11 protein-coding genes are annotated in these 12,828 nt (G+C 66.4%); 5 read left to right on the top strand and 6 right to left on the bottom strand.

Features of this window, described 5'->3' with window-relative positions; all coding sequences use genetic code 11:
• Positions 1-66 precede the first annotated feature (66 nt).
• Positions 67-1,731: a CTP synthase gene (gene pyrG / locus AC5P5W_RS02935; RefSeq protein WP_014646697.1), complete on the bottom strand. Its 1,665-nt coding sequence runs from the start codon at positions 1,729-1,731 to the stop codon at positions 67-69.
• A gap of 400 nt (positions 1,732-2,131) precedes the next feature.
• A complete protein-coding gene (locus AC5P5W_RS02930) occupies positions 2,132-2,365 on the bottom strand; it encodes a hypothetical protein (protein ID WP_014646695.1) in 234 nt (77 codons plus the stop codon).
• A 171-nt stretch (positions 2,366-2,536) separates the two neighbouring features.
• Between AC5P5W_RS02930 and parE the strand changes: the two genes are divergently transcribed.
• The 3 genes from parE (at position 2,537) to AC5P5W_RS02915 (ending at position 6,790) form a co-directional block, all read left to right on the top strand.
• Positions 2,537-4,426 carry a DNA topoisomerase IV subunit B gene (parE, locus tag AC5P5W_RS02925; protein WP_032959196.1) on the top strand — a complete coding sequence of 630 codons (1,890 nt, stop codon included), beginning with the start codon at positions 2,537-2,539 and terminating at the stop codon, positions 4,424-4,426.
• A gap of 178 nt (positions 4,427-4,604) precedes the next feature.
• On the top strand, positions 4,605-5,183 hold the full coding sequence (locus tag AC5P5W_RS02920; RefSeq protein WP_046429987.1) for a GNAT family N-acetyltransferase: 579 nt from the start codon (positions 4,605-4,607) through the stop codon (positions 5,181-5,183).
• 110 nt (positions 5,184-5,293) lie between these two features.
• Complete coding sequence (locus tag AC5P5W_RS02915; RefSeq protein WP_046429900.1) at positions 5,294-6,790, top strand: S10 family peptidase; 1,497 nt, start codon at positions 5,294-5,296, stop codon at positions 6,788-6,790.
• Between the two features lie 267 nt (positions 6,791-7,057).
• Here AC5P5W_RS02915 and AC5P5W_RS02910 read toward each other — a convergent pair whose 3' ends face one another.
• Complete coding sequence (locus AC5P5W_RS02910; RefSeq protein ID WP_014646691.1) at positions 7,058-8,179, bottom strand: inorganic phosphate transporter; 1,122 nt, start codon at positions 8,177-8,179, stop codon at positions 7,058-7,060.
• A gap of 13 nt (positions 8,180-8,192) precedes the next feature.
• On the bottom strand, positions 8,193-8,819 hold the full coding sequence (locus AC5P5W_RS02905) for a DUF47 domain-containing protein (protein ID WP_004152833.1): 627 nt from the start codon (positions 8,817-8,819) through the stop codon (positions 8,193-8,195).
• 292 nt (positions 8,820-9,111) lie between these two features.
• Here AC5P5W_RS02905 and AC5P5W_RS02900 point away from each other — a divergent pair, with 292 nt between their 5' ends.
• Both AC5P5W_RS02900 and AC5P5W_RS02895 read left to right on the top strand, forming a co-directional pair.
• A complete protein-coding gene (locus AC5P5W_RS02900; RefSeq protein ID WP_032959200.1) occupies positions 9,112-10,416 on the top strand; it encodes a hemolysin family protein in 1,305 nt (434 codons plus the stop codon).
• Positions 10,400-11,059, top strand: coding sequence for an exopolysaccharide biosynthesis protein (locus tag AC5P5W_RS02895; RefSeq protein ID WP_197575557.1), 660 nt, complete (start codon positions 10,400-10,402; stop codon positions 11,057-11,059). The genes AC5P5W_RS02900 and AC5P5W_RS02895 overlap by 17 nt, the downstream gene beginning before the upstream one ends.
• A 92-nt stretch (positions 11,060-11,151) precedes the next feature.
• On the opposite strand, the gene AC5P5W_RS02890 is transcribed toward AC5P5W_RS02895, so the two are convergent.
• Positions 11,152-11,649 carry a pyridoxamine 5'-phosphate oxidase family protein gene (locus AC5P5W_RS02890; protein WP_197575555.1) on the bottom strand — a complete coding sequence of 166 codons (498 nt, stop codon included), beginning with the start codon at positions 11,647-11,649 and terminating at the stop codon, positions 11,152-11,154.
• Positions 11,650-11,716: 67 nt separating this feature from the next.
• On the bottom strand, positions 11,717-12,712 hold the full coding sequence (locus AC5P5W_RS02885) for an LLM class flavin-dependent oxidoreductase (protein WP_014646687.1): 996 nt from the start codon (positions 12,710-12,712) through the stop codon (positions 11,717-11,719).
• Between the last annotated feature and the right edge of the window lie 116 nt (positions 12,713-12,828).

The following is a 12,828-nucleotide window of genomic DNA, read 5'->3' as shown; positions in this document are numbered from 1 at the left end:
ACCGGCCGGGCCGGTGCGCTGGGGGTTGAAGCATGCAGGATGGGGGCCGAAGCCCCCATTCACAAGTCAGGCGCGCGCTTCGGAAAGCAGCTTGCCGCCGGCCTTGCGCTCGCGCGCGGCACGGATGAAACCGATGAACAGCGGGTGGCCGTCACGCGGCGTGGACAGGAATTCCGGGTGCGCCTGGCAGGCCAGGAACCACGGATGCGCGTCGCGCGGCAGTTCGACCACTTCCACCAGGGTGTCGTCCATCGACTTGCCGGCGATCACCAGGCCGGCATCTTCCAGCTGGGTGCGGTAACGGTTGTTGAACTCGTAGCGGTGGCGGTGGCGCTCGGCGACGACGTCCTTGCCGTACAGCTCACGGGCCAGCGTGCCCGGCTTCAGGCGCTGTTCCTGCAGGCCCAGGCGCATGGTGCCGCCGAGGTCGCTCTTGTCGTCACGCTTCTCGACATCGCCGGTGGCGGTGCGCCATTCGGTGATCAGGCCGATCACCGGGTTCGGCGACTGGCGGTCGTTCTCGGTGCTGTTGGCGCCTTCCAGGCCGACCACGTTGCGCGCGTAATCGACGACGGCCGCCTGCATGCCGTAGCAGATGCCGAAGTACGGCACGTGCTGCTCGCGGGCGAACTTCGAGGTCAGCACCTTGCCTTCGAAACCACGGTCACCGAAGCCACCCGGCACCAGGATGCCGTCGACATCGGCCAGTGCGGCCATGTCGGTGCCTTCCAGATCCTGTGCTTCCAGCCACTTCAGGTTGACCTTGGTGCGCTGGCGCAGGCCGCCGTGCTTCAGTGCTTCGCCGACCGACTTGTAGGCATCCTGGTGATCCACGTACTTGCCGACCACGGCGATGGTCACTTCATCCAGCGGATGCAGGGTCGCATCGACTGCGTCCTCCCACATCGACAGATCGACCGGACCGGCCTTGTCGGCCAGCTTCAGCTGGTTGACCACGATCTCGTCCAGGCCCTGCGCGTGCAGGCCCGACGGAATGCGATACAGCACGTCCACGTCCGGCACGCTGATCACTGCGCGCTCGGAGACGTTGGTGAACTGGGCGATCTTGCGGCGCTCCGAATCCGGCACGGCCTGCTCGGAACGGCACAGCAGCACGTCCGGCTGGATGCCGATCGAACGCAGTTCCTTCACCGAATGCTGGGTCGGCTTGGTCTTCAGCTCACCGGCGGCGCCGATGTACGGCACCAGGGTGAGGTGCATGAACAGCGCCTTCTCCGGGCCACGCTCGGTGCGCACCTGGCGGATCGCTTCCAGGAACGGCAGCGACTCGATGTCGCCGACGGTGCCACCGATCTCGACCAGCGCCACGTCGTAGCCTTCGGTGGCTTCGTCGATGCAGCGACGGATCTCGTCGGTGATGTGCGGAATGACCTGCACGGTCGCGCCCAGATAGTCGCCGCGGCGCTCCTTGCGGATCACGTTCTCGTAGATGCGGCCGGTGGTGACCGAGTTCTTGCGGCTCAGGCGGGTGCGCACGAAGCGCTCGTAGTGGCCCAGGTCGAGGTCGGTCTCGGCGCCGTCATCGGTGACATACACCTCACCGTGCTGGAACGGGCTCATGGTGCCCGGGTCGACGTTGATGTAAGGGTCGAGCTTCATCATCGTGACCTTCAGGCCCCGGGCTTCGAGAATGGCGGCCAGCGACGCGGCGGCAATGCCTTTGCCGAGCGAGGACACCACGCCGCCGGTTACGAAAATCAAGGGAGTCATGGCTGCAAGCATCCTGTCTGGAAATGGAAAACGGCAACACCACGCGCACCCGGAGGGCGGGCATGGTGCTCGGAGGGGGTTTTCCGGTTCGCTGGGACAGCGAGGGAGGTGCGGATCCGTGCGGCGGCAGGCGCCGGACGGGGACCATCGTGCGAGGTCGGGGCGGCCGTGCCGGCCAAATCGACCGTCACCTGCGACCCGCCATGCTGGAAGCCACGCTTGGCCGCTCCAGCCCATTCGCAAAGGGTGGACACGCACTTACTCCCGGAAAGCCATAGTTTACAGATTGATGGCCGCCAACCCAAGGGGCAGACGCCACGTTCCTAAAAAGAAACGCCCCGCTGAGCGGGGCGTTCCGTTGCGCACCCCTTGTCGCAAGGGCGCTTGGCAGGTTGCGGGATCAGCGCTTCTTGCGCGCTTCTTCCTCTTCTTCCTTCTGCGGGGCCGGCTGGCCCTGCGCCTTCATTTCGGCATTGGCCTGGGCACGACGCTTGGCCTTGGCATCGGCCTCGGCCTGCGCCTTGTCGGCCTGGTCACCCTGCTGCGGGGCCGGCTGGCCCGCGTTCTGCGCCACCACCAGCGGCACTGCAACGGCGGCAGCGGCCAGGATTGCAACGGTCAGCAACTTCTTCATGAGGTCCTCCTCGCGGTATGGCTTGGATGTTTCGACCCGATGGGGCCGCCGGCGTTCAGATTCCAGCGGCTGCCATTTTACCCCCTCCCCGGCGCCGAGGCTGAACCGCAGGCGTGCAAAATCGCCGTCCAGACCGCACACTTGCGCGTCGCTCCGCGCTTTAGAAGATAGATGAACGCCCGCTATAACGCCGCCGATATTGAAGTCCTGTCCGGCCTTGACCCGGTCAAGCGCCGTCCCGGCATGTATACCGACACCGCGCGCCCGAACCACCTGGCACAGGAAGTGATCGACAACTCGGTGGACGAGGCCCTCGCCGGCCATGCCCGCTCGATCGAGATCACCCTGTACAAGGACGGCAGCGTGGAGGTCAGCGATGACGGCCGCGGCATGCCGGTGGACATCCATCCGGAAGAGAAGATCCCGGGCGTCGAACTGATCCTCACCCGCCTGCATGCAGGCGGCAAGTTCAGCAACAACAACTACACCTTCTCCGGCGGCCTGCATGGCGTCGGCGTCAGCGTGGTCAACGCGCTGTCGACCCTGGTGGAGGTGCACATCAAGCGCGAAGGTGCCGAACACCGCATCACCTTCCGCAATGGCGACCGCGCCACGCCGCTGGAGGTGGTCGGCACCGTCGGCAAGAAGAACACTGGTACCCGCGTGCGCTTCTGGCCGGACCCGAAGTACTTCGACACGCCCAAGTTCGCGGTGCGCGCGTTGAAGCACCTGCTGCGCGCCAAGGCCGTGCTGTGCCCGGGCCTGACCGTCAAGCTGACCGACGAAGCCACCGGTGAAGTCGATACCTGGTACTACGAAGACGGCCTGCGCGACTACCTGAAGCTGGAACTGGGCGAGCGCGAATCGCTGCCGGCCGACCTGTTCGTCGGCAACCTCAAGAAGGACACCGAGGTGGTGGACTGGGCCGTGGCCTGGCTGCCGGAAGGTGAGCTGGTCCAGGAAAGCTATGTCAACCTGATTCCGACCGCCCAGCATGGCACCCACGTCAACGGCCTGCGTACCGGCCTGACCGAGGCGCTGCGCGAGTTCTGCGACTTCCGCAACCTGCTGCCACGCGGCGTCAAGCTGGCCCCGGAAGACGTGTGGGACCGGGTGTCGTTCGTGCTGTCGCTGAAGATGACCGACCCGCAGTTCAGCGGCCAGACCAAGGAACGCCTGTCCTCGCGCCAGGCCGCCGGCTTTGTAGAGGGCGCCGCGCACGATGCGTTCAGCCTGTTGCTGAACCAGAACGTGGAGCTGGGCGAGAAGATCGCGCAGATCGCCATCGAGCGCGCCAGTGCGCGCCTGAAGACCGAGAAGCTGGTCGTCCGCAAGAAGGTCACGCAGGGCCCGGCCCTGCCCGGCAAGCTGGCCGACTGCATCAGCCAGGACCTGTCGCGCACCGAGCTGTTCCTGGTGGAAGGTGACTCGGCAGGCGGCAGCGCCAAGCAGGCGCGCGACAAGGATTTCCAGGCGATCCTGCCGCTGCGCGGCAAGATCCTCAACACCTGGGAAGTGTCGTCCAACAGCGTGCTGGCCTCCGAAGAAGTGCACAACCTGGCCGTGGCCATCGGCTGCGACCCCGGCAAGGACGACATCACCGGCCTGCGCTACGGCAAGGTGGTGATCCTGGCCGACGCGGACTCCGACGGCCTGCATATCGCCACCCTGCTGACCGCGCTGTTCCTCAGGCATTTCCCGGCGCTGGTCGATGCCGGCCACGTGTTCGTGGCAATGCCGCCGCTGTTCCGCATCGACGTGGGCAAGCAGGTGTTCTACGCCCTGGATGAGGAAGAGAAGCGTTCGATGCTGGACAAGATCGAGCGCGAGAAGATCAAGGGCGCAGTCAACGTCACCCGCTTCAAGGGCCTGGGCGAGATGAACCCGAACCAGCTGCGCGAGTCGACCATCCATCCGGATACGCGCCGCCTGGTGCAACTGACCGTGGACGATGGCGAGCAGACCCGTTCGCTGATGGACATGCTGCTGGCCAAGAAGCGCGCGTCCGACCGCAAGGGCTGGCTGGAGTCGAAGGGCGATCTGGCCTCGCTGGAGGTCTGATCCGGAGCGGGGTCGGATCCCTTTCCGCAGGAAAGGGCTCTGACCCGGTTGGCGGCAGTGGGGTCAGAGCCGTTTCCTGTCAGGAAACGGATCCGACCCCATGCGCTCCGACCCCATCCGCCCCCATCGGCAAACCCGGCAGCGCCATAATGCGCGTCCACCCGTGTGGACCATCGTATTGGCCAGCCACTCGCTGCTGTTCCCCGGCCTGCCGCTGCACAGTGCACGGCTGGTCCTGAGCCCGATCCGTCGTGACGACGCCGCCGCGCTGTTCACGCTGCAGTCCAACCCGGATGTCATGCGATGGTGGAACCATCCAGCCTGGACGCGACTGGCCGAAGCGCGCGAGCAGATCGACGATGACCTCGCCGCCCATGCCATCGGCACCCAGCTGAAGCTGGCCGTGCGCGAATCGCTGGAAGGTCCGCTGCTGGGCATCTGCGTGGTATTCGCGGTGGACCGCGATGCGGCGCGCGCCGAGATCGGCTACCTGCTGGCACCCGATCGCCAGGGCCAGGGCTATATGCACGAGGCCCTGCAACAGGTACTGGCCTACCTGTTCCGCACCCTGCACCTGCATCGGGTGGAAGCCGAGATCGACCCGCGCAATGCGCCGTCCGCGCACGTGCTGGATCGCCTGGGCTTCCACCGCGAGGGGGTGCTGCGCCAGCGCTGGCGCATCCAGGGGCAGCTGGCCGACTCGGCCGTCTACGGCCTGCTGGCCGATGACGACGCCGCAGCCACCCTCCCCGCTTGACCCAATCTGGCCAGTAGCGGGCTCAACGCACGGCCATGCCTTTGGACACATACGGCATGGCCCGCCACCGGCCTAGCATCGGAACCCCCTTCCGCTGCCGAACCGGTGCCATGAAGTCCCTGCTGCACACTGCCGCGCTCTGCGTCGGCCTGCTCATCGCCCCTGCCAGCGTGCTGGCCGCGTCCGACGCCGAGGGCAAGCCCGACCCGAAAGACGACAAGACCGAAGCGCCTGCGCTGCCCGCCGACGCCTCGGCCCGCCAGAGCATGCGCCTGGCCGGCCGCACCCTGGACTACACCGCCACCGTCGGCACCCTGCCGGTACGCGATGCCAAGGGCAAGGTGATCGCCGATGTGGTGTTCACCGCCTACACGATGCCGGGCAAGGACCGGCCGGTGACCTTCGCGCTCAATGGCGGCCCCGGTGCGTCGTCGGTGTACCTCAACATGGGCGCGATCGGGCCCAAGGTGGTGACCTTCGGCTCCGAGGGTGACAGCGCATCGGCGCCGGCCACCCTGCACGACAACCCGGGCACCTGGCTGGACTTCACCGATCTGGTGTTCATCGATCCGGTCGGTACCGGCTTCAGCCGCGCGCGGATCGGCGACGATGAAGCCAAGAAAGCGCTCTACAACCCCAGTGCCGACGTCGAATACCTGTCGCGCTCGATCTACGACTGGCTGCTGCGCAACCAGCGCATGGCCTCGCGCAAGTACCTGACTGGCGAGAGCTACGGTGGCTACCGCGGCCCGCGCATCACCCACTTCCTGCAGACCCGGCTCGGCGTGGCAATGAACGGACTGGTGCTGGTCTCGCCCTACCTGAGCCCGACCCTGGAAGACAACGCCGATGTCTCGCCGATGGCGTGGATGCAGACGCTGCCGTCGATCGCCGCGGCGCACCTGGAGCGCCAGGGCAAGCTGACCGATGCGGCGATGCGCGAGGTGGTGGAGTACACCCGTGGCGATTACGCCACCGCGTTGATGAAGGGCCGCAGCGATCCGCAGGCTACGGAAGCCATGCTGCGCCGGGTCACCGCGCTGACCGGACTGGACCCGCAGTTCGTGCGCCGCGCTGGCGGGCGCCTGGAGACCCAGGCCTACCTGCGTGAAGTGTTCCGCGACAAGGGCACGCTGGGCAGCCGCTACGACTCCAACGTGACCGCGTTCGATCCGTTCCCGAATGATCCGGAGCAGCGCGCCAACGATCCACTGCTGGACAGCATCATCGCGCCGACCACCACGGCGATGGTCGACTTCGTGACGCGCGTGGTCGGCTGGAAAGTAGATGCGCGCTACCAGGCGCTGAACTACGACGTGAACCGGCTGTGGGACCGCAATGGCGAACTGCGCCAGGGTGCGGTGACCCAGCTGCGCCAGGCGGTGGCGATCGACCCGCATCTGCAGGTGCTGATCGTGCATGGCTGGAACGACCTGTCGTGCCCGTTCATGGGCTCGATCCTGACCGTGGACCAGATGCCGACGATGGGCAGCAATCCGGACCGGGTGCAGGTGCGCAGTTATCCGGGCGGGCACATGTTCTACAGCCGGGCGGACAGCCAGGCGGCGTTCCGCAAGGATGTACAGGCGTTGTTCCAGCGTAATTGAAGGGGTTTGGCCGGGCCTGCGGCCCGGCACCCGCTGACAGCCACGGCAACGGCAACTGCAAAAGCTGGCTTCCTGAGGGCTGTCGGTGGGTGCCGACCGTTGGTCGGCACGGGGGCGGATCCCGTTGCTTGGCAACGGGCTCTGACCCTGGTTCTGCTCTGGTAGGTGTCGACCTTGGTCGACACGGTGGGTGCGGAAAATTCTTGCCCATGAAAAAGCCCGCCTGATACGGCGGGCTTTTTCGTTTGCAACCTTGGCGTGGGGCGATCAGGTCCAGCCGAACAGCTCGAACAGCTTCAGGATCAGGTACGCGCAGCCGCCTGCCGCCGGGATGGTCAGGATCCAGGCCCAGACGATGCGCTCGATCACGCCGAACTTCAGCGAGCGCGGGTTCTTGGCGAAGCCGACGCCCATGATCGCGGTGGAGATGCTGTGCGTGGTCGAGACCGGCATGCCGAAGTGGGCCGCCAGGGTCAGGATGGTGGCCGAGCTGGTCTCCGCGGCGAAGCCGTGGATCGGGTGCAGCTTGACCATCTTGTGGCCCAGGGTCTTGATGATCTTCCAGCCGCCCGAAGCGGTACCGGCCGCCATCACCACCGCGCAGGTCAGCACGATCCACATCGCGATGCCGTCACCGGCATGCGCGTCCGGGTGCATGAAGGCCAGCCAGGACGGCAGGTCGTTCAATGCGCCGGTGGCTTCGGCACCGATCAGGGTCATGGCGATGATGCCCATGGTCTTCTGCGCGTCGTTGTGGCCGTGGGCGAAGCCCATGTAGGCCGCCGAGGCGATCTGCGCCTTGCCGAAGAAGGCGTTGACGATGCGCGGACGGGCCAGGCGGCCGATGGCACCACCGATCTTGGCCAGGCCGGCGATCAGCGCCCACAGCAGCACCATCACCACGATGCCGAGCAGGAAACCGGCAATCGGCGAGGTGATCATCGGCACGAACACCTTCCACAGCAGGCCCTTGTTCTGCGCCCAGCTGCCCAGGCGCTCGGACCAGATCAGCGCGTCCCAGTTGTTGTGGGCGGCAGCCAGGCCGGCGCCGCAGAGGCCACCGATCAGGGCGTGCGAGGACGAGGACGGCAGGCCCTTCCACCAGGTGATCAGGTTCCAGATGATGCCGCCCAGCAGGGCGCACAGGATCACCTGCGGGGTGACCTCGACCACGTTGGTGTTGAGCAGGCCCGAGGCGATGGTCAGCGCCACCGCGGTACCGGTCAGTGCACCGATGAGGTTCATGAAGGCGGCCAGCATCACCGCCCAGCCGGGCGAGAGCACCTTGGTCGCCACCACGGTGGCAATGGAGTTGGCAGTGTCGTGGAAGCCGTTGATGAACTCGAAGACGAGCGCGGCCAGGATCACCACCAGGACAAGGGTCAACATGCGGCGGCGTCCGTCAGCTGTTCTTCAACACGATCTGGTACGCCACCACGCCAGCCTCGCGGCAGCGGTCGATGGCCTTTTCCAGGATCTCGAAGAATTCCTTCAGCAGGAACATCTGCAGGTTGTCCAGGCGGCCCGAATAGATGTCGCGGTACAGTTCGAGCATCAGGCGGTCGGCCTCGTTCTCCAGCGAGCGCAGCTTCTCGTTGAGCGCGGTCATCCGGTCCAGGTTCATGTGGCGCAGGTCGGCCACCATCTCCACCACCACGCCGGCGGCCTGTTCGAGCATCGCCGCGCGCGGCGCGAAGTCGATGTGCTCCAGGTGCGTCGTGGCCAGCGAATAGCGGTCGGCGAACTTCTCGATCTGCTTGGGAATCTTGTACAGCGCCGAGCCCAGCGCTTCGATGTCTTCGCGCTCGATCGGGGTCATGAAGCTGTCCACCAGCGCCTGGCTGATCTTGTCCGAGGCCGCGCGTTCGCGCAGGCGGGCCAGCTTGAAGGCGTCCAGCGCGGGCTGGCGGTCGGCCTCGCGCAGCATGGAATGCAGCGCCTTGGCGGCGTCGGAAGCCGCGACGGCAGCCTCATCGAGCAGGGTGTAGAACTGTTTGCCGGAACCGAAAATGGTCTGCAGAGAGAACATTGAGAAACCTGTCAGCCGTCGCGGGAAGGACGGCACCAGATGGAATTATGACGGCTAGATGACCATCACGGGTATCCCCGCCCCCTTTCGAGGCCTTGGAACCCCCAACCTGAACAGGCGGTTGCCACCCTGCCATGCCCCTTTGCTAAGATGCCAGCGCGCCTTCGGGCGCACCTTATGGACGACGACCCTTATCCCCCTGCGCCGCGCCGGATCCCGTTCCTGAGCGCCTGCCGCCATCGCCAGCACCCGCCCTCCCTGCCACCAACCGGGGACGACGCCCGTGTTTGAAATGATCCTGATTGTCTTCGCGCTTGTTCTGCTGAACGGCTTCTTCGCCATGTCCGAGATGTCGGTCATGACCTCGCGCAAGAGCCGCCTGAAGCAGATGGCTGCCACCTCCAAGCGCGCGGCCAAGGCGCTGGAGCTGTCCGAGAAGCCGGAGAGCTTCCTGTCCACCGTGCAGATCGGCATCACCGTGATCGGCGTGCTTACCGGCTACCTCGGCGGTGAGGCGCTGGGCGAGGCCTTCGCCGGCTGGATCCAGGGGCTGATGCCGGGGTTTGCGTACGCGGGCAACATCGGTACCGCGCTGGCCGTCAGCCTGATCACTTTCATCACGCTGATCTTCGGCGAACTGGTGCCCAAGCGCCTGGCGCTGACCCGCTCGGAGGCCATTGCCGGCCTGGTCGCGATGCCGATGAGCTGGCTGGCCAAGCTGGCCCTGCCCTTCGTCTGGCTCCTGTCCAAGACCACCCAGCTGGTGCTGCGCCTGTTCGGCCTGGGCAAGGATGAAGTCGCCTCGGTGACTGAAGAAGAGATCCGCATGCTGGTGGCCGAGAGCCACGAAGCCGGTGTGATCGACGCCCACGAGCGTGACATGATGAACCGCGTCATGCGCCTGGGCGACCGCACCGCCGACAGCCTGATGACCCCGCGCAACCGCATTGCCTGGCTGGACACCCAGGCCGGGCTGGAGCGCAACCTGGAAATCATGGCCGAGCACGAGTTCTCGCGGTACCCGGTGTACCGCGACAACGACATGGACGTGGTCGGCGTACTTGAATTGAAATCGCTGGCCACGCGCATGGCACGCGGCGACAACGCGCTGTTCCAGACCTTGCGCGAACCGCTCTACGTGTCCGAATCGACCCACGCGATGAAGCTGCTGGAGATCTTCCGCGAGGAACAGCAGTCGATGGCGCTGGTGGTGGACGAGTACGGCGAGATCCAGGGCCTGGTGACCATCAGCGACCTGATGGGCGCCGTGGTCGGCCGCCTGCAGGCGGTGGAGAATGCCGATGAAGATGCGCTGGTGGTGACCCGCGAGGACGGTTCGCTGCTGGTGGATGGCTCGCTGCCGATCGAAGACCTGCGCGAACTGATCGGCAGCAACGAGCTGCCCGATGCCGAGGACGGCGATTACTACACCCTGGCCGGCATGTGCATCCACTACTTCGGCCGCATCCCGCACGCAGGCGAGTACTTCGACTGGGCCGGCTGGCGCTTCGAAGTGGTCGACCTGGACGGTGCGCGGGTGGACAAGCTGCTGCTGCGCACGCTGTCCGACGAGCAGGCCGATGAGCTCACCGCCTGAGGCCGGCCAGGGTCCAGGCGCCGAGCGCCCGGCCTACCGCAACGAGGGCATCCGCACCCTGCTGGAGATGTTCGCTTCCGGCGACCCCGCCGAGCACATGCCGCTCGGCCAGATCCTGAGCAACCTGCAGCAGAGCGCGTTCGGCGTGTTCCTGTTCGTGGCGATCCTGCCCTCGTTCATCCCGATCCCGGGCATGGGTGGCGCGGTCAGCGGCCCGCTGGTGATCCTGATCGGCCTGCAGATGCTGTTCTGCCTGCGCCGGCCGTGGCTGCCCGGCTTCATTGCCCGCCGCGGACCCAAGCGCGGCACCATGCACCGTTTCCTGGACCGCATCGACCGCCCACTGCGGCGCCTGGACAGGATGCTGAGGCCACGCCTGCCGCAGCTGTTGACACCCCTCCCCGCCCACGCCTTCAGCGGCCTGCTGCTGGTGCTGCTGGGCCTGCTGCTGTCGTTGCCGATCCCCTTCACCAATTTCCTGTTCGGCTTCCAGCTGCTGCTGTTCTCGCTGGCGCTGCTGGAACGCGATGGCGCGCTGATGCTGTTCAACTGGATCGCCGCGTTGGCGGCGATCGCGTTCTTCGGCTTCAGTTCGGGACAGCTGGTGGGCTACATGGTGGACCTGTTCCAGCGCTGGTTCTGAGCCGGAATCCGGTAGAGCCGGCCGCTGGCCGGCTGCCACGTTTCCAGGTCTGCCGGCCAGCGTCCGGCACTACCAATACCGGATATCGATCCTCACCGAAGATCGATGAAGCCATTGTCGGCCAACTGCGCCGGCTCGTCCTGCACCGCCGACAGCACGAAATTCAACGCCTTGCCCAGCAGCGTGCCCGGACCATCCCAATACTCGGCCGAGTCGGCCCGCACGTGGATCAGGCGCAGGTTCGGGTCGTCCTTGCCGCCCGGGAAAAACAGTTTCATCGCCGGCGACCACAGTTCCTCGATCTTCGCGCGGTCATCAACGATGCGCGCGTGCCCTGCCACCGATACGTAGGTGTTCTTCGACGGCGAGGCATAGGCCACGTTGACGTGCGGATCAAGCGCGATCTCGGCAACCTTCGGGCTGTCGGCGGTGATGACGAACCACAGGTCACCGTCGAAGGTGACCTGCTGGGTGGCCAGCGGCCGGCTGTAGAGTCGTCCGTCGACGCCGGTGGTGGTGAACATCGCCACCTCCACGTCCTTGATCAGTTCTGCCAGCTGGGCGATGTGTTCAGCGCGGGTATCCGCCATGGGAGGCTCCAATGGGAAGAGCCACCATCAGACCCGTCGCGGCTGCAACGGGCCGTGACGCCATTGTTCAGCCCGCGTGGCGGGCATGCCAGGCCTGCATCGCCAGTTCGAACGAACGCAGGCGCGCACGGTGGTCATGCAGGTTGGCGGTGAGCATCAGCTCGTCCGGCGAGTGCCGCTCTACGAACGCGGCGATGCCATCGGCCACCTGCTGCGGATCGCCGAGCACGGTGCAGGCCAGGGCCCGCTCCACGCCGAGTTTTTCGTGCGGCTCCCAGAAGGCTTCGATGTCGTCGATCGGCGCCGGAATCTTGCCCGGCCGGCCGCGGCGCAGGTTGACGAAACTCTGCTGCTGGCTGGTGAACAGGCGGCGCGATTCGGCCTCGCTGTCACTGGCGACGACATTCAGGGCCAGCATCGCGTGCGGCTGCTTCAACGTGGCCGAGGGGCGGAACTCTCGGCGGTACACCGCCAGCGCCTCGTCCATGGCATCGGGCGCGAAGTGCGAGGCAAACGCATAGGGCAGGCCCATCGCGGCGGCCATGCGCGCGCCGAACAGGCTGGACCCCAGGATCCAGGTCGGCACCCGCAGGCCACCGCCCGGAACCGCCTGCACCGCCTGCCCGGGCTGTACCGGCTCGAAGTAGTGCAGCAGTTCGCGCACGTCCTGCGGGAACTGGTCGGCGCTGTCGAAGTAGCGGCGCAGTGCACGCGCGGTGGGCTGATCGGTGCCCGGCGCACGGCCGAGGCCGAGATCGATGCGGTCCGGATACAGCGAAGCCAGCGTGCCGAACTGCTCGGCCACCTGCAGCGGCGCATGGTTGGGCAGCATGATGCCGCCGGCACCGACGCGGATGCGCCGGGTGCCGCCCGCGACGTGGCCGATCAGCACGGCCGTGGCCGCGCTGGCGATGCCGGGCATGTTGTGGTGTTCGGCCAGCCAGTAACGGCGGTAGCCCAGCGCATCGGCGTGCTGGGCCAGTTCCAGCATGTTGGCGAAGGCGGCGGTGGTGTCACTGCCCTCGCAGACCGGGGCCAGGTCAAGGATCGACAACGGGATCATCAGCGGTTTTCCGTCTCAGTATCCCCCCTGCATGGGGTCGGCCAGGCGCAGCGGCCAGTGACGGTGGCGGGATGCTGATTCCCGCGGAGCCGGTTCAGGGCCTGCCGGACCGTGTA

This window comes from Stenotrophomonas sp. YJH_SMC_123, assembly GCF_059368215.1.
The sequence above is the reverse complement of the archived record's forward strand: the minus strand, read 5'-3'. Positions and strand labels throughout refer to the sequence as shown.